Source organism: Thalassobacillus sp. B23F22_16 (assembly GCF_043496955.1).
Classification (GTDB): domain Bacteria; phylum Bacillota; class Bacilli; order Bacillales; family Halobacillaceae; genus Thalassobacillus; species Thalassobacillus devorans_A.
Map to the genome: position 1 here is coordinate 107224 of NZ_JBIEKD010000013.1, position 15757 is coordinate 122980.

The following is a 15757-nucleotide window of genomic DNA, read 5'->3' on the forward strand; positions in this document are numbered from 1 at the left end:
TTTACCAATTATTCTACTTTGGTCCATTCACCGCCACTGACTTCAAAAGCAAAGTCATTAGGTGAAACCTCTACAATAGCACTTCCTCCAGTAGGGTTACCGTTAGATATGATGTCGTTCAATTCCAGACTTACGCCACTTAGTTTTGCCCAGTAGATGCCGTCCCCTTCAAGTTTGTACTTGCCCGGCTCAATATCTATACCAACTACATAGATCCCACTTGAAAATGACTTCTTGATTTCATGTCGCTCTTTTTCAACATCATCAAATAATCTCCAGCCGCCATTTCCAAAACTAACGGCCGCATCGGAACCTTTAATTTCCATATAATATGGTCCATCTGGATTAGCATTAGCAATGATATCGTCAAGTTCACCGCTGAACCCTGCTAACCTTTCAGCATAGATGCTGCCATCTGGATTGTAATATATCCCCGGTTCAATTTCGGTCCCAACTTCGTACATTCCACTGGAATACGTTTCTGGCTCAGGTTCAGAATTTTCTTCTTCTACTTCTTCCTCGGCTGCTGTTTCCTCTACTTCTGGCTCTTCGGATTCTTTTGTTTCAGACGATTCATTCTCTTCTTCCACAGATTCCTCGGCTTTTTCTTCGGCGCTTGCCTCTGTGGCAGGGTTTTCATCCACTTGTGCTTCCGTATCTCCTTCTTCTCCCCCACCGGCGACAGCAATTATGATAATAACGGCGACCACCCAAAACCACCAACGTTTGAAAATGCTTTTCTTTACTTTTTCTTTAGCCATTCCTGACACGCTCCTTTTCGTTAAGCTTTATGTTGTTTTACTGTAAATAAATCGTATCACCGCACAAGCAACAGACCCTCACAAAAAAACGAAAGGGTGAAAGAGCATAAAAAAAGAGCCTCTTCGTAAGAGACTCCTTCTAATGGTAAAGCTTATACATTTTCTCTGCTTCTTCTTTCATCTTCTCTTTCAGCTCTGGAGGATCGATCACTTCCGCGCTGCTCCCCCATGTCAGGAGCCAGCCGACGAGACCGTCGCTTAGAACTGCTTTTGTTTTCAACGTAAAATATCCGTCATTGCCTTCTTTGATTGGAACATTTTTTCCGAACCGGTCGATGATGACGTTGATCAGATGATCGGCGAATTTGATTTCGATCCATTGTTCGGTACCGGTGAACATATGAAAGAGCTGGTGAGTATACTGCGAAACATCAAAATCTTCCTGCTGTTCAAATACTTCGTCAGTGATCTGAAGCTTGACGATTCTGTCGACCCGGTAATGGCGAAGATCCTTATGCTCTGGCGACCATCCAATTAAATAGTAATAGTCGCGGTTCCATACTAAAGCATACGGGTGCAGGTGATAGGTTTTCCCGTTCCTGCTCAGGACAAATTCTTTTTTCACGTTGTAGCGGCCGTATTGAAATTTGATCGCTTTATGGTCATTGATGGCGTTATGCAAATTGTAAATGGCATATTTTATCTTGCTGGACTGGCTGTGTGCCGTCTCGTGGTCGATATGTATCTGGTTTTCCAGTTTGGCAGCAAGATTCTCACTTGTCAGCTGTTTAATTTTATCGATCAGCCGCTCTTTTTCCTTTTTTGTAATGAACCTTGCGGACACGACGGCGTCACTCAACAGGCGAAGCTCCTGAATTTCAAACAGCCGGTTCTGAAAGCTGTAATACTTCGGCTTGCCGTTCATTTCCTGGTTAACGATCAGATCGATGACGTTGGAGGCTTCGAACGTGTTGAGGTCTTCTTTGATCAAACGTTTATTAAAATCGTAGCTTTGGTCGAATTCTTTATGCAGATGATCGACAATTTCACTTAATGTCAATTCGTTTTCATCATCTGTATATTTTTCAAGTACGTTTTTCAAGACCAATACGCGCTCACGAGTTGTCAGGTTACTCATAGATAGTCCCCCCTGTTAAATCTATCTACATTTTACCATTAACTGCTAAATAATAAAGCAGCCTTCCTGAAATCCAGGAGGCTGCCTGACTATAGATTATGAGGTTTTCGTCCAATAAGCTGCTTCGCCTGTTTCTGTAGAAGGAGGGAACTGTTCGCCTTTTTCTAATTTAATAGCTGTATCATCTTTGCTGGCGTCCCCGCCATTCACGAGACTTTCTACTTTGTACGTGCCGCCTTCTGGTGCTTTTTCGCCTGTTTTGTGCTTGTTATTAGCCATGTTGATCATACCTCCTGAATTGTTTTTTTGTAGGGTGTTATTCTTTTCATTGCACCTTGTCCATAATGATAAACGTGATTTGGCAAATTTGGGCAAAAAGGATGATATAAAACGTGTGACGGTACATTAACGGGAAAAGTCGCTCATTTAAAACGATGCAAGCGCTCCACAACACTGCTTCCCTCTGTTTGATACTCTTCATTATTTGGGTAGTGGATAGAAATGCTTTCCAGAAAGGAAGATAGGCATGTATCAGAATATTTTACGTCAGACGAGCCATCGCGAAACTCCTCTCCCTGGCCGGCCGTGGCTGCTGACTCAAAAGTGGGATCATCTGCTTTTTATGCATGTACCTGTTCTGAAACAAGCAATCAAACCGTTGCTTCCGCCGCAATTGGAGCTAGATACGTATGACGGCGAGGCATGGATCAGTATTGTCCCGTTTGAAGTGACTGGGATGCATGCCAGGTGGGCACCGGAAATTCCTTTTTTGAGTTCTTATTTAGAGCTGAATGTCCGGACGTATGTGAAATACCAGGGGCATCCTGGTGTCTACTTTTTCAGTTTAGACGCGAACCTGCTGACGATTGTTCTTGGAGCAAAAACTTTCTCCCTGCCTTACTATTACGCGGATATGGAAATGAAAGAAACTAACGGTCATTACACTTACCGGAGCATACGAAAAAAAGCAGCATCAGGAGATTTCGAAGTAAGCTACCACCCTGTCTCAAAGACTTACTCGCCTGAACATGGCAGCCTTTCCCATTGGCTGATGGAACGCTACGTATTTTGGCAAAAGAAGGGGAACGGGTTAATACAAGGCGACGTCCATCACCTCCCCTGGGAAGTCCAGGACGCTTCCGCTGACATCGATACGGAAACCCTCACCTCTTTCCTGCCTCCGCCTTCCTTCTCTGGCGAAACCTTTTATCATTATGCTGATTCACGGCGAGTCCTTCTCTGGCCGTTGAAAAAGGTAACCTGATGCCCTCGTTTGCAGGGCATTTTTTATGCGCTTTTCTATCAATTTACAGGATATGGTTATTAATAGCTGAAAGTATAGGTTTATAAAAAAATGGTAAGGATGGTGATAGAAAAACTAGAAAATATATAGGGGTTGCTTATCATGTCAAGATTTTTCCGTCGTAAACGTCAAAACCCCAAAGAGAACAAGTCTACCAACCAACTGGATCAATCGCTTCAAACGAACATAGATACCGTTACACAGAAGATCGGCGACAGTACGGACATGGTTATCCGACACTTTAAAGCCGGTCAGACTGGGTCCATGGACATCGCTGTTCTATACACGTCCGGTCTCGTAGATGAAGCAATGGTTCATGACTTTGTGCTGGACACGTTGATGGTGCAGATCAGACAGACACCTTTAAATACGATAGAAAAAGAAGACTTTCAGATTATTAAAGACTTTGCGATGACAGGCGGCAATATTACGGATATAGACACAACGGAAAAGCTGTTTGACCACGCGTTATCCGGGGATACCATTGTGATGCTGGATGGCTCAAGGCAGGCGATGGCAATCGATACGAGGGACTGGGATGCAAGGTCGGTCGAAGAGCCATCGACCCAGTCGGTCGTGCGCGGGCCGAAGGAAGGTTTTACGGAGACCCTCCGGACGAATACAGCTCTCTTGCGGAGAAGAATCAAAGATCCGAACTTGTGGATTCATACCAAACCGATCGGAACTAAAAGCAAGACAGATGTGGCGGTCGTTTACCTGCATGGAGTGGCTGATGAAAAAGTCGTCACGGAAGTAACTAACCGTTTAAACAAAATAGATATCGATGCCATTTTAGATAGCGGCTATGTAGAGGAATTGATCCAGGATGAAACGTATACCCCATTTCCAACGGTATACAACAGTGAACGTCCTGATACAATTGCAGCGGGCCTCCTGGAAGGCAGAATTGCCATCATTGTTGATGGATCGCCATTCGTCCTGCTTGTACCGGCCTTATTCGTGAATTTTTTTCAGGCAGCAGAAGATTATTTCCAGCGGGCAGACTTCTCAACGCTGATCCGCTTGATTCGTTATTTGGCGTTTTTTCTTGCCATGCTTACGCCATCTGTTTATATTGCGTTGACTACTTATCACCAGGAAATGATTCCAACCTCACTCCTGGTCAGCTTATCGGCACAACGGGAAGGTGTGCCGTTTCCGGCTTTCGTCGAGGCACTGCTGATGGAAATTACCTTTGAAATATTAAGGGAAGCCGGGGTGCGACTGCCTAAGGCCGTCGGCTCAGCGATTTCGATTGTCGGAGCGCTGGTGCTTGGACAGGCGGCAGTTGAAGCTGGCATTGTATCGTCAGCCATGGTCATAGTTGTATCGTTGACAGCGATTTCAAGTTTTGTGTCTCCAAGCTTTAACTTTGCCATTTCAATCCGGATGCTCCGTTTTGGATTTATGATTCTGGCAGCTACACTCGGTCTGTTCGGGATTTTGCTCGGATTAATAATTTTAACGCTTCACCTTTCGAGCCTGCGTTCTTTCGGTGTGCCCTATTTGTCTCCAATGGCACCGTTCATTGTTCCAGACCAAAAAGATGCCATTCTAAGGTTTCCACGCTGGAAACTCACAACAAGACCGCGCCTCGTCAGCCAGCAGAACATTATCCGGGAGAATGGGGAAGCCCCGAAACCGCCGAAACGATCCCGTCGGCAAAAAAGGAAGAAACAAGAATGAAACGGACAACTTTACTGAAGCTGGCAATGTTAAGTTTATGTGTGCTATTGCTTTCCGGCTGCTGGAGTAAGCGGGAACTGAATGAAATTGGAATTGTGACGGCCATCGGAATCGATCTCCAGGACGACAATCAGTATAAAGTGACGGTCCAGGTGATCAATCCGAGTGAAGTTTCATCGAAGGAAATGACAACGCGAACGGCAGTTTCCACGTATACAGCTGTCGGTAATTCTATTTTTGAAACGGTCAGAAGACTGATTACTAAAACACCGCGTCAGGTCTATATGGCGCATGTCCGAGAGATTGTTTTTGGGGAAGAAATGGCCAGAGCAGGTATCGGAAAAGCACTGGACTTCCTGTCCCGTGATCACGAAATGAGGACCGATTTCCATTTGACCGTCGCACAAGGGATGGAAGCAGAGGATTTACTGAAAGTATTGACGCCGCTGGAAAGAATCCCGGCAGAAAAAGCTTTCTCCTCCATTAAAGGCGGAGAAAAGTATTGGGCTCCTGTTCAATCGGTAAAAATCAGTGATGTGCTCAATGCCATGCTGTCAGAGGGCGATAATCCTGTGCTTACTGGTATGCAGGTCGTTGGTAGTCCCGAAGAAGGAAACCAACTGGACAACGTTGAACAAGTCGCTTCACCGACAAGTATCGAAGTCAGCAGGCTGGCGGTTTTTCAAAAAGAGCACCTGGCGGGCTGGCTGACAGAGGAACAAAGCAAGGGTTATAGCTATATTGTCGATAAGGTTCATAGCTCTGCGGAATTCGTACCATGTAAAGATGCTTCCCAGGGCGGGATTACATTAGAAGTTTTTAACGCTGATAGCACGTTAGAAGCAGCCATTCACACAGGAAAACCGAAAGTCTCCATTTCTATTAAAATCGATGCCGGGATCGCGGAGGTTGAATGCCCGCTGCGTCTTTCAGAAACAGCCGTCATCCATCAAGTGGAAAATCAATTTGAAAAGCGAATCACCTCGATGATAAACGGGACGGTAGATGTACTGCAGCAAGACCTGAAGAGTGACATCCTCGGCTTTGGAGAACTGATTCACCGCAAAGATAAAGCCTATTGGAAATCAATCAGAAAAGATTGGGTAGATATCTTCCCGGAAGTAGAAACAGAAGTGAATGTAACCGTCCATATTAAACGGACTGGAACGATTGTGGATGCCTACCAGAAGGACATGGAGGAGTAACAGCTATGGAAGCGATTTTTTTAACCACACTCGCCGTCTGGGCGGGAGCGGGAATAAGGAAATTACGTAAACAGAAGTTATGGAAGGATATGATCGTCTACGCCTGTTTATGGGCGACCTCGGCTGCCATCCTTACATTATACCGGCTTAACATTCCTGTCCCGAATCCTCTGGACGGCCTTGCTTACATTTACAAGCCGCTTGGTCATTTATGGAAACAATGGTTCGCTTGATAGATTGGAGGGAAGATAATGGAGCTCAATGAAAAGGTAACATTACGGCAGTTCAATCTTTTGATGATTCTGTTCATCATCGGCACTTCCATCCTTCTTTCCCCGGCGAGCCTGTCCACTTATGCCGGAAATGATGCCTGGATGAGCGCTATTCTATCCGTCGGGATCGGTATGGTTATTGTCATTGTGTTCTGGATGATCAGCCGGCAGTTTCCGGGAAGTAACCTTGTCGATATCAGTGAAGAAGTGTTAGGAAAATGGATCGGTAAAAGTGTCTCGCTGTTGTTTGCCGGTTTTTCCCTGCTATCGGCAGCCACCGTTTTATGGGTGATCGGTAACTTCCTAGTTACACAAATTATGCCGGAAACGCCGATGGCCTTCCTGCACTTTTTGCTTATGTTAGCGGTCATCTATGGGGTGTTGCTTGGAATTGAGGTGATCTGCCGAACAGCGGAAATATTTTTTCCTTACATTGTCATCTTACTGATGATTATTTTCCTTTTCAGCATTCCATCGGTTCAGCTTGATCGTATCCAGCCCTGGCTGGACAACGGTTTCAAACCGGTGCTGGAAGGGGCACTGTTTGATCTCAGTGTCTCGATGCTCCCATTAATCGTCTTATTTATGGTATACCCGAAGCTGGTCACGGATAAGAAGCGAGTGCTTCGCAAAGTACTGGCCAGCTATTTAATTGCCGGGGCTTTTATCATTGCGATCACGTTCGTTACCACCACGGTGCTTGGTGTCAAAATTACGGCCAACCAGGCATATCCCACATATGTGGTCGCCAAAAGTCTGAATGTCGAGGGTTTGATTCAACGGGCAGAAGTGGTCATTGCGGTGTCCTGGCTGCTGACCATCTTTTTTAAACTGTCGCTATACTTTTACGCCTCTGTCACTGTATTGGCACAAACATTGAACCTGAAGACGTACCGTACGATAACGGTACCGATGGGGATGCTGACAGTCGCTTTATCGTTAATTGTTTATCCGAGTACGACATACGCCAATGAATGGAATGAAACGACCTGGCTATGGTTTGCCTTAACATTTGGCATCGCCTACCCGTTGTTACTATCGTTGATTGGCAGGATACGGGGGATGACTACTGGAAAAAAGCAGTCCTGAGAGAGGAGGTTGCAGAATGGGGACTGAAAAAATCAGCGGACTTCAATTTTTTATTATGATTCTGTTATTAGAACTCGGCAGTGCTGTTGTACTTGGCTTCACATTTGAAGCTGGCAGCAGTTCCTGGCTTGTGATTCTGTTAAGCATGAGCGCAGGAGTTGTTTTGTATGGCTTGTTTACGCACTTATCCAATTACTATCCGACCCTGACCTTGGCAGAAGCTGCCCGTAAAATCACCGGGCCGATAATCGGCCGACTGATCGCTCTGATCTATATCGGCTACTTTTTTTATATCGCTGCCCGGGTACTGGGTGACTTCAGCAACTTAATCCAGATGACAATTCTGCGACTGACCCCACTGGTTGTGGTTGCAGGTGTATTTGTACTGATGGTCACGATTGCCTCTTACCTGGGGGTGGAAGTGATTGCGAGAACAGCAGAAACATTCTTTCCCTGGGTCATTTTTTTTGGAGCCTTGTTTTTATTATTTGTCTATATCGATGGTCTGCCTGATTTCAGAAAGCTCCAGCCCCTGTTAGACGAAGGCTGGAAACCGGTTCTGACGACCGTCTTTCCTCAGGGATTAACATTCCCCTTTGGAGAATTGATCGTTTTCATGATGTTTTTCCCTTATCTGGCTGATTCTTCTAAACGGACGGCTATTGGAGTCGCCGGGGTCATCATCAGCGGTGTAATCCTTACCATTACACAGGTTACGATTTTAGCTGTCCATGGAGCAGAAGCGGCCAGTCTGTTGACGATTCCATTATTAGAAACGATATCACTCGTCAATATTCAGGACATTATCCAGCGCATGGATCCCCTTGTCATTATTACCATGATTATTCTCGGATTTTTTAAAATCGCCTTGTTTTTCCATGCCGCCATCATTGGCTTGCACCAGACGTTTTCCATTCCCCGTTCGAAACGGATCTGGCTTGTCAGCAGCATGGGGGCGCTGTTAATTGTCATCACCTATCTGATCAGTCATGATTACGTCAGTCACGTGAATATCGGTTTAGATGTGGTGCCTCTGTACGTCCATGTCCCGCTGCAAATCATCCTGCCAGTCCTATTGATCGGAATCGCCTTTCTCCGTCATAAAATCAATCCCTGATCATGCCTGGACGAGCTGAATCATGTTGCCGCACGTATCATCAAAGACGGCGACCATCGAGCCTCCCATATTGGTCGGCTTCGTTTGGAATCTTACACCGAGGGACGCCAGTCGTTCGTATTCCGCGTCAATGTCATCAACAGCAAACGACGTAGCCGGAATACCATCACGGTAAATGGATTCCTGGTATTGTTTGGCGGCAGGATGGTGATTCGGCTCCAGCAGCAGGTCGATCCCGCCTGCATCTTCCGGTGAAACCACCGTCAGCCAGCGGAAATCTCCGGCCGGAAGGTCCATTTTTTTCTCGAAACCGAGCACCTCGGTATAAAATTGCAATGCTTTCGCCTGATCTTTCACAAATACACTGGTAATATATATGCGCATGAAATTATCCTCCTTTTTATATGGAACCGGGAATCGGTTCGTAAAGCTCTATCAAGTTCCCTGCCGGATCACGGAAATGAGCAACTTTGATGCCCCAGTCCTGCTGCTCCACAGGGGTGGTAATAAAGGAAACTTTCCCTTTCCAATTGTGATAGGCTTCCTCGACATCGTCAACGTTAAAAACAAGTGTCGCTGTATTGTGGCTTTTCGCATCACGGTCATAGACTTCCCCGATTGCTGCTGCCATCTGTTTTCGTTCAAATAATCCTAAGGTTGCATCCCCAATTCCTTTGAAATCGGCATAATTCGACTGCTCATCTCCCCAGGTAACCTCGAATCCTAACGTATCCCGGTAGAAAAAGAAACATTCCTCATAATTATCGACCAGCAGCCTGATATGTGTCAGTTTCATGGTATCCCTCCATTCTCCTACTATTTCGACTGATTCTGCCGGATTCCTGCTAGACAATCACCCATAACAGAAAATTGCATAGCCTATTACACAAGGAAAAGAGACTAAATCGGGGAGCGTGTTACTGTGAAAGGGAATGTTATCCATTACTTCGCCGGCGACCACACAGCCAAAGGCTTTTTCACGTTGTATGACAGTTGTTTTCAGGATACCGGCCTGATATATAAATTAAATGGAACCTCACCAGGTGTGAAATCGCGGCTGATGAAGCGGCTTGTGGAAGCATCGTTGAAAAAAGGGATGGCGGTTGAAATGATTCACCGTTCTTCAGACCCGGAAGAGCTGGACGGCGTGATTCTTCCGGGTTTGAACATCGGTTTCGTGGATGGGGACTGCTTCATGGGGAACGGCAAAGTCATAGATACTGATGTCGCGCTGGATAAAGATCAGCTTGCTATTCACGAAGATGAAATCCTCGGTTTGAAGGAAAAAATAGAAAACGAATTCTCCTCGGCTCACGCTTCCTTTGCGACCGGTCTGCATATCCACGATGGCCTCGAGGAAATATACATCAACCAGATGGACTTTACGAAAGCGAACCAGCTGGCTGTCGATCTGAACGACCGCTTTTTCGACGGGGTGGCAGCCACAGGCCGGACCGCCATTGTCAAACACCGCTTCTTCGGAGCTTCCACTCCCCAAGGTGTGATGGACTACATCGATAATCTTACCGACGGGCTGGATAAACGCTATTTCATTAAAGGCCGGGCAGGGACCGGAAAATCGACGTTATTGAGAAAAGTCGCCGCCGCAGCGGAAGAGCTTGGCTTCGATATCGAAATGTACCACTGTGGATTCGATCCAGAGAGCATGGATATGGTTGTTGTCCGCGAGCTCGGATTTTGTATTTTTGACAGCACCGACCCCCATGAATATTTTCCTGACAGAGATGGGGATGAAATCGTCGATATCTATGAAAAAGCGGTCAAACCCGGGACGGATGAAAATTATGCCACCGCGATTATGGAACTGAATCGCAGTTATAAATCGTATATGAAAAATGGCATAGTCATCTTACAGGAAGCGAAGCGACTGCATGATGAGCTTGAGCAAATCTACGCGGCGGTGACAGATGACAGTAAAGTAGATGCACTATTTGATCAGCTCAAAGCAGAGATGGATGACTGATTTGGAATTTTGATCATATATTCCGATTTTCGCTCATAACTAGTTCATTTTTGATCACAACCGACTGGTTTTTGATCGTAAAACCTCCAAACCAAAAAGCCAGCCACTCTTCATATAAGTGGCTGGCTTTTGATTAATTCCAAACGTCGTCTGCAATTTCAAGGACATGGCTGATTTTCGCCCATTGCTCATCTTCAGAAAGAATATTGCCTTCTTCGGTGGATGCGAATCCGCATTGCGGGCTGAGGCACAGCTGATCTAACGGTACATATTCCGCCGCTTCTTCGATTCGTTTTTTGATACGGTCTTTATCTTCGAGCTCCCCTGTCTTAGAGGTGATCAGTCCAAGGACGACTCGGAGATCATCGCGCTTCACGTGACGCAACGGCTCAAACCCGCCGGAGCGATCATCATCATACTCGAGGAACAATCCGTCTACATTCAGTTCGCTGAAAATGGTTTCCGATACCGCATCATAGCCGCCGGATGCGGTATACGTGGAGCGGAAGTTGCCCCGGCAAATATGCATCGTAATCACAAGGTCCTCCGGCTTTTTAGCAATCGATTCATTGACTGCCTGGACAAACAATCCTTTTAGTTGGTCCGGGTCCTGGCCACGGTCACGAATCATCTGCAGGCCTTCTTCTGAGAAAAATCCTGCCCATGACGTATCATCGAGCTGCAGGTAGCGGCAGCCCGCATCGTAAAAGGCCTGGATCGCTTTTTGATAGGCTTTTGTCAAATCGCTCAGTAATTCTGTTTCATTTTTATAGATTTCCTTATTGATATTGCCTCGGAATAATAGCATATTCGGACTCGGAATCGTGAACTTCGGTGTATGATTTCTCCCCACCAGGGAATGAAGAAATTTATAATGCTCAATCATTGGATGGTTATCACTGAAATCGACCCTATCGACCACCCGGACTGAATGGGGTTTCGTTTCCACCCCTTTGAACTGAATACCGGATTCAGGCTCGTATCCTTCCACGCCAACTAAATTTTCGAGAAAATCAAAATGCCACCAGGCACGGCGGAAATCCCCATCAGTAATGGACTGCAGTCCCGCTTCTTTTTGCTTTTCTACCAGCTTGATAATCTCCTCATCTTCAAGCCGCGTCAGTTCTTCTGCAGAAATTTTCCCATCCTGCCTTTGCTGGCGTGCTTTCTTCAGCCGCTCCGGACGAAGAAAACTTCCAACATGGTCTCCGCGGAATGGTGCTGTTATAGTTTTTGTGTCTGCCATTTCTAATCCTCTCCTCTGCTTAGAAAAAATTGCTTTGTCTCCAGGAACTTTTGGCGAAATCCTTAGTCTTTTCTTACACTTACTTAAAGTATAAAAAATAAAAGTCCCTTCCAATAAGAAGGGACTTTATAATAGAATTCGCCGCTTCTTATCTCTCAAGTTCAAAGAACTTGCAGGAATTAGCACCTTGTGTGATACAGGTTGCTGAGGCGTCACCGGGCCTTACCCTCGACCTCTCTTGATAAGATTTTTATCCAATTTTCAGAAAGTAGTATGCTAGTAATGATATCAGCTGGAAACGAAAAAATAAAGCCAAAGGAAAAAATTCTCTGTTGCTTCAATTTGAAATTTTTCCCACCCCCATTTGGAAACTTTTTCTATCGAATAATGTAACGAAATGGAGGGAAAAAAGATGAAAAAAGTTGAATTGGAACAGAAAATTGAAGAACAACGACAAAAAATGTACCATATATATTTAGCAGAAGACCACTATCCAGAAGTCGTAAAAATATCTCAATACTTAGATGAACTATTGAATGAATACACCCGTTATACCAATAGTTTCAAGCAATCAAAAGGGCTGAGTTTTAAGTAAATCAGCTGATAGCTATGCAGCCACCCCCTGAACTGCCTGCCGATAAAAACAGTGACCCCTTGTCACTAAAAAGCATTTCATATTCTCTTAACCTATTATCTCCAACAGAAAGCCGGATACCGGCAAGTCAAAATCTTTTATTTTTAGCTTCTATTCTGCCCACTACTCTACTATGATAGAAATTAACTTGAACGAAAGGGCAGATGGGCTATGGGAATCAACGACATCATCATACTGATCGTAATCGGGTTCCTCTGTATAGGAGCCATCGATAAAATACTCGGCAACCGGTTCGGGTTCGGCGATCGTTTCACGGAAGGGTTCATGGCGATGGGCTCCCTGACACTCGCCATGGTCGGAATCATTTCCCTGGCGCCTGTGATAGCCAAATTCCTGACCCCTGTCATCGCCCCTGTATACGGAGTGATCGGTGCCGATCCAGCCACTTTCGCAAACACGATTCTCGCCATCGATATGGGCGGCTACTCGCTGGCGACCGAAATGTCTCAGCACCCGGATGCCGAGCTGTTCGCCTGGGTTTTCCTTGGAACGATGATGGGCCCGACGCTCGTGTTCACCATACCTGTTGCACTCGGAATCATCGACAAACAGGACCACCCCTACTTCGCCAGAGGCATTCTTCTTGGGCTGATCACTGTACCTGTGGGCGCGTTTACAGGTGCGATGGTGGCAAGGCTGGAGCTGACTATTATTCTCATAAATCTGATACCTACGATTATTTTTTCGACTGTAATTGCTATCGGATTATGGAAAAAGCCTTCAATGATGATCTCCGGGTTTTCGATATTCGGTAAAGGAGTGGAAGCATTAGCGATTATCGGACTCACCGCAATCGCAGTAGAAACCCTGACCGGCATTGTCGTCATCCCCAATATGACGCCCCTCGATGAAGGGATTCAAATCGTTGGCAGGCTCGCCATTTTCCTTGCCGGTGCTTTTCCTATGGTTGCGTTCATCTCCCGTGCCTTTGATAAATACTTAGCAAAAATCGGCGGAAGACTGCAGATCAGTGAAACTTCGACAACCGGGCTAATTGCATCACTCGCACACAGTATCCCGATGCTGGTGCTTTTAAAGGAGATGGAACCGAGAGGGAAAATCATCAATGTTGCGTTTGCAGTAAGCGGGGCGTTTGTGTTCGGAGGACATTTAGGTTTTGTCGCCGGGGTCAACCAGGAGATGGTGTTTGCCATGATTATCGGTAAACTTGTCAGCGGCTTTAGCGCAGTTGCGCTTGCCGTTTTTGCATTGAAAAAGACGGCTTGAACGACGGACGCACGATTAGCAGGCACGGTAGTATGAGTACAACCGAAAGTTGCCATTAAAAAAAGGGTGCCAATTGCCGGCACCCTTTTGCTGATTATTTTTGAGGAGACAGTTCTCGCTCGTTAAATTGATCCGCTTCCGTAGATCCCTTCAAGGCCGTCGTTGATGATGTTCCGCCGGAGATGACCTGAGCAACTTCATCAAAGTAGCCGGTTCCGACTTCGCGCTGGTGGCGGGTGGCGGTGTAGCCGTGCTCTTCGCTTGCGAATTCAGCCTGCTGCAGCTCGGAATAAGCTTCCATGCCGCGGTCTTTGTATTGACGAGCCAATTCGAACATGCCATGGTTCAAGGAATGGAAACCTGCCAGTGTCACGAACTGGAACTTATAGCCCATCTTGCCAAGCTCCTTCTGGAAGTTGGCGATCGTTTCGTCATCCAGTTTCTTTTTCCAGTTGAATGACGGAGAGCAGTTGTATGCCAACAGTTTACCAGGGAATTTTTCATGGATGGCATCAGCAAACTGCTGCGCTTCTTCCAGGTTAGGTTCTGAAGTTTCACACCAGATCAGGTCGGCATACGGTGCATAAGCCAGCCCGCGGGAAATCGCCTGTTCAATGCCTGGTTTGGTCCGGAAGAATCCTTCTGCTGTCCGTTCGCCGGTCATGAATTCAGCATCATACGGATCCAGATCGCTCGTGATCATATCTGCTGCATTGGCGTCGGTCCGGGCAATGATTACGGTTGGAACCCCCATCGTATCCGCTGCAAATCTGGCTGATATCAAATTGCGTACCGCATTCTGTGTCGGCAGCAATACTTTTCCGCCCAAGTGACCGCATTTTTTCTCGGAAGATAATTGATCCTCGAAGTGTACCGCAGAAGCTCCTGCTTCAATCATTCCTTTCATCAATTCAAATACATTCAACTGGCCGCCGAATCCTGCTTCGGCATCGGCAACGATCGGCGCGAACCAATCGATATCGTCCTTCCCTTCCATATGGTGAATCTGATCAGCACGCTGCAATGCCTGGTTAATCCGTTTGACCACCTGCGGTACGCTGTTTGCCGGGTACAGGCTCTGGTCGGGATACATATGACCGGACAAGTTGGCATCTGCCGCAACCTGCCATCCGCTTAAGTATATAGCTTTCAGTCCTGCTTTCACCTGCTGCATCGCCTGGTTTCCAGTAAGAGCTCCAAGCGCATGTACGTATCCTTCTTCATTCATCATCTTCCACAATTTTTCTGAACCCTTTTTCGCTAATGTATATTCAATGTCCATCGATCCGCGGAGACGAATGACATCTTCCGGCTCATATGGACGTGTAATCCCTTCCCAGCGTTCCTGTTTCCATTGTTCTTTCAGGTTTTCGATTCTTTCTTGTTTCATAAAATCTGACTCCTCCTTAGAAATGGTTATATATAAAGATGTTGCTCATGGATTCATGGTCGGGGCAGGATTAGTGGTGCCTGCCCCTTTTGTTATAATACATAACCCATAATTTTTTGGTTATTATATAACAGTGAGGTTAAAAAAATTTACTCTTCACTTTTAGCCAGGCAATGTTCACATTCCATAAAGTAAATCGCGCTGTGATCTCCTACTGGTGTACCGCATTCCGGGCAATGATGTCCACTGTTTCGTTCGATCTGTTTTTTCATGTTAATTCCTCCTTTTATAATACAGTAAAATGTTTTGTTTAACTGTTATGATACAGTTTATATAGTTTGGCCGGAAAATGCAACCACTTTTTCAGAATTTTTTATGAATTAGTGCTTTAGTCTACGATATAGGTGTTTTTTATCATAGAAAAAGACTACGGAGTGGCGTTAAGTAAGAACATGTATCCGTTAGGGAAGAAGTTTATTGAGACAGGGCGGAACATTTTTGAGACAGGGAAGAAGTCATCATCGTTAGGGGAGAAGATAGTGGAGCTAAGTCGGAACAATCGAGTAGGAGGAGGTGACTAACCTCCGTCCTCTCACACCACCGTACGTACGGACCCGTATACGGCGGTTTCTTTAAGATTGACGTAAGAAAATATATCTTTGATACAAACTGCGAAGCCCTAAA

General features: G+C 45.9%; 17 protein-coding genes and 1 riboswitch. Of the genes, 9 read left to right on the forward strand and 8 right to left on the reverse strand.

Going from position 1 to position 15757, the window contains the following annotated elements:
- Window positions 1-8: 8 nt before the first annotated feature.
- The 3 genes from ACGTNI_RS11890 to ACGTNI_RS11900 all read right to left on the reverse strand — a co-directional run bounded on the left by ACGTNI_RS11890 (window position 9) and on the right by ACGTNI_RS11900 (window position 2178).
- Window positions 9-761: an Rv1352/Rv1906c domain-containing protein gene (locus ACGTNI_RS11890; RefSeq protein WP_394462647.1), complete on the reverse strand. Its 753-nt coding sequence runs from the start codon at window positions 759-761 to the stop codon at window positions 9-11.
- A gap of 139 nt (window positions 762-900) precedes the next feature.
- Entirely contained in the window at window positions 901-1899 is a 999-nt protein-coding gene (locus ACGTNI_RS11895; protein WP_394462649.1) for a helix-turn-helix transcriptional regulator, read from the reverse strand.
- Between the two features lie 96 nt (window positions 1900-1995).
- A complete protein-coding gene (locus tag ACGTNI_RS11900; RefSeq protein WP_394462651.1) occupies window positions 1996-2178 on the reverse strand; it encodes a YjzC family protein in 183 nt (60 codons plus the stop codon).
- A 247-nt stretch (window positions 2179-2425) separates the two neighbouring features.
- On the opposite strand from ACGTNI_RS11900, the gene ACGTNI_RS11905 reads away from it, so the two are divergent.
- From ACGTNI_RS11905 to ACGTNI_RS11930, 6 genes are all read left to right on the forward strand, one after another.
- Window positions 2426-3163, forward strand: a complete 738-nt coding sequence (locus tag ACGTNI_RS11905; protein WP_394462653.1) for a YqjF family protein — start codon at window positions 2426-2428, stop codon at window positions 3161-3163.
- Between the two features lie 141 nt (window positions 3164-3304).
- A complete protein-coding gene (locus tag ACGTNI_RS11910) occupies window positions 3305-4888 on the forward strand; it encodes a spore germination protein (protein ID WP_394462655.1) in 1584 nt (527 codons plus the stop codon).
- Complete coding sequence (locus ACGTNI_RS11915) at window positions 4885-6093, forward strand: Ger(x)C family spore germination protein (protein WP_394462657.1); 1209 nt, start codon at window positions 4885-4887, stop codon at window positions 6091-6093. The genes ACGTNI_RS11910 and ACGTNI_RS11915 overlap by 4 nt, the downstream gene beginning before the upstream one ends.
- Before the next feature lie 5 nt (window positions 6094-6098).
- Entirely contained in the window at window positions 6099-6326 is a 228-nt protein-coding gene (locus ACGTNI_RS11920) for a hypothetical protein (protein WP_394462659.1), read from the forward strand.
- An 18-nt stretch (window positions 6327-6344) separates the two neighbouring features.
- Window positions 6345-7454 (forward strand): GerAB/ArcD/ProY family transporter, encoded by a 1110-nt coding sequence (locus ACGTNI_RS11925; RefSeq protein WP_394462661.1) that lies wholly within the window; start codon window positions 6345-6347, stop codon window positions 7452-7454.
- 16 nt (window positions 7455-7470) lie between these two features.
- Entirely contained in the window at window positions 7471-8571 is a 1101-nt protein-coding gene (locus tag ACGTNI_RS11930; RefSeq protein WP_394462663.1) for a GerAB/ArcD/ProY family transporter, read from the forward strand.
- On the opposite strand, the gene ACGTNI_RS11935 is transcribed toward ACGTNI_RS11930, so the two are convergent.
- Together ACGTNI_RS11935 and ACGTNI_RS11940 are read right to left on the reverse strand one after the other, a co-directional pair.
- Window positions 8572-8955 (reverse strand): VOC family protein, encoded by a 384-nt coding sequence (locus tag ACGTNI_RS11935; RefSeq protein ID WP_085506539.1) that lies wholly within the window; start codon window positions 8953-8955, stop codon window positions 8572-8574.
- Window positions 8956-8971: 16 nt separating this feature from the next.
- Window positions 8972-9367 (reverse strand): VOC family protein, encoded by a 396-nt coding sequence (locus ACGTNI_RS11940; RefSeq protein ID WP_394462666.1) that lies wholly within the window; start codon window positions 9365-9367, stop codon window positions 8972-8974.
- 126 nt (window positions 9368-9493) lie between these two features.
- Between ACGTNI_RS11940 and ACGTNI_RS11945 the strand changes: the two genes are divergently transcribed.
- A complete protein-coding gene (locus ACGTNI_RS11945; protein ID WP_394462668.1) occupies window positions 9494-10555 on the forward strand; it encodes a PRK06851 family protein in 1062 nt (353 codons plus the stop codon).
- Between the two features lie 133 nt (window positions 10556-10688).
- Here the strand turns inward: ACGTNI_RS11945 and ACGTNI_RS11950 are convergent, their stop codons facing one another.
- Window positions 10689-11801 carry a 5-methyltetrahydropteroyltriglutamate--homocysteine S-methyltransferase gene (locus ACGTNI_RS11950; RefSeq protein WP_394462670.1) on the reverse strand — a complete coding sequence of 371 codons (1113 nt, stop codon included), beginning with the start codon at window positions 11799-11801 and terminating at the stop codon, window positions 10689-10691.
- Window positions 11802-11946: 145 nt separating this feature from the next.
- Window positions 11947-12049, reverse strand: a riboswitch (SAM riboswitch).
- A gap of 164 nt (window positions 12050-12213) precedes the next feature.
- Here ACGTNI_RS11950 and ACGTNI_RS11955 point away from each other — a divergent pair.
- Window positions 12214-12396, forward strand: coding sequence for an aspartyl-phosphate phosphatase Spo0E family protein (locus ACGTNI_RS11955; protein WP_394462672.1), 183 nt, complete (start codon window positions 12214-12216; stop codon window positions 12394-12396).
- A gap of 210 nt (window positions 12397-12606) precedes the next feature.
- Entirely contained in the window at window positions 12607-13683 is a 1077-nt protein-coding gene (eutH, locus tag ACGTNI_RS11960) for an ethanolamine utilization protein EutH (protein ID WP_394462674.1), read from the forward strand.
- Between the two features lie 94 nt (window positions 13684-13777).
- On the opposite strand, the gene aceA is transcribed toward eutH, so the two are convergent.
- Together aceA and ACGTNI_RS11970 are read right to left on the reverse strand one after the other, a co-directional pair.
- A complete protein-coding gene (aceA, locus tag ACGTNI_RS11965; RefSeq protein WP_394462675.1) occupies window positions 13778-15073 on the reverse strand; it encodes an isocitrate lyase in 1296 nt (431 codons plus the stop codon).
- Between the two features lie 149 nt (window positions 15074-15222).
- Window positions 15223-15345: a hypothetical protein gene (locus tag ACGTNI_RS11970; protein ID WP_254901766.1), complete on the reverse strand. Its 123-nt coding sequence runs from the start codon at window positions 15343-15345 to the stop codon at window positions 15223-15225.
- Between the last annotated feature and the right edge of the window lie 412 nt (window positions 15346-15757).

What these genes read in the sequence shown, in the direction of transcription:
- ACGTNI_RS11930 (WP_394462663.1), top strand. Translation starts at nt 7,471, where the DNA reads ATGGGGACTGAAAAAATCAGCGGACTTCAATTTTTTATTATGATTCTG.
- ACGTNI_RS11940 (WP_394462666.1), bottom strand. Translation starts at nt 9,367, where the DNA reads ATGAAACTGACACATATCAGGCTGCTGGTCGATAATTATGAGGAATGT.
- ACGTNI_RS11905 (WP_394462653.1), top strand. Translation starts at nt 2,426, where the DNA reads ATGTATCAGAATATTTTACGTCAGACGAGCCATCGCGAAACTCCTCTC.
- ACGTNI_RS11955 (WP_394462672.1), top strand. Translation starts at nt 12,214, where the DNA reads ATGAAAAAAGTTGAATTGGAACAGAAAATTGAAGAACAACGACAAAAA.
- ACGTNI_RS11910 (WP_394462655.1), top strand. Translation starts at nt 3,305, where the DNA reads ATGTCAAGATTTTTCCGTCGTAAACGTCAAAACCCCAAAGAGAACAAG.
- ACGTNI_RS11935 (WP_085506539.1), bottom strand. Translation starts at nt 8,955, where the DNA reads ATGCGCATATATATTACCAGTGTATTTGTGAAAGATCAGGCGAAAGCA.
- ACGTNI_RS11970 (WP_254901766.1), bottom strand. Translation starts at nt 15,345, where the DNA reads ATGAAAAAACAGATCGAACGAAACAGTGGACATCATTGCCCGGAATGC.
- ACGTNI_RS11890 (WP_394462647.1), bottom strand. Translation starts at nt 761, where the DNA reads ATGGCTAAAGAAAAAGTAAAGAAAAGCATTTTCAAACGTTGGTGGTTT.
- ACGTNI_RS11915 (WP_394462657.1), top strand. Translation starts at nt 4,885, where the DNA reads ATGAAACGGACAACTTTACTGAAGCTGGCAATGTTAAGTTTATGTGTG.
- ACGTNI_RS11925 (WP_394462661.1), top strand. Translation starts at nt 6,345, where the DNA reads ATGGAGCTCAATGAAAAGGTAACATTACGGCAGTTCAATCTTTTGATG.
- ACGTNI_RS11895 (WP_394462649.1), bottom strand. Translation starts at nt 1,899, where the DNA reads ATGAGTAACCTGACAACTCGTGAGCGCGTATTGGTCTTGAAAAACGTA.
- eutH (WP_394462674.1), top strand. Translation starts at nt 12,607, where the DNA reads ATGGGAATCAACGACATCATCATACTGATCGTAATCGGGTTCCTCTGT.
- ACGTNI_RS11950 (WP_394462670.1), bottom strand. Translation starts at nt 11,801, where the DNA reads ATGGCAGACACAAAAACTATAACAGCACCATTCCGCGGAGACCATGTT.
- ACGTNI_RS11900 (WP_394462651.1), bottom strand. Translation starts at nt 2,178, where the DNA reads ATGGCTAATAACAAGCACAAAACAGGCGAAAAAGCACCAGAAGGCGGC.
- aceA (WP_394462675.1), bottom strand. Translation starts at nt 15,073, where the DNA reads ATGAAACAAGAAAGAATCGAAAACCTGAAAGAACAATGGAAACAGGAA.
- ACGTNI_RS11920 (WP_394462659.1), top strand. Translation starts at nt 6,099, where the DNA reads ATGGAAGCGATTTTTTTAACCACACTCGCCGTCTGGGCGGGAGCGGGA.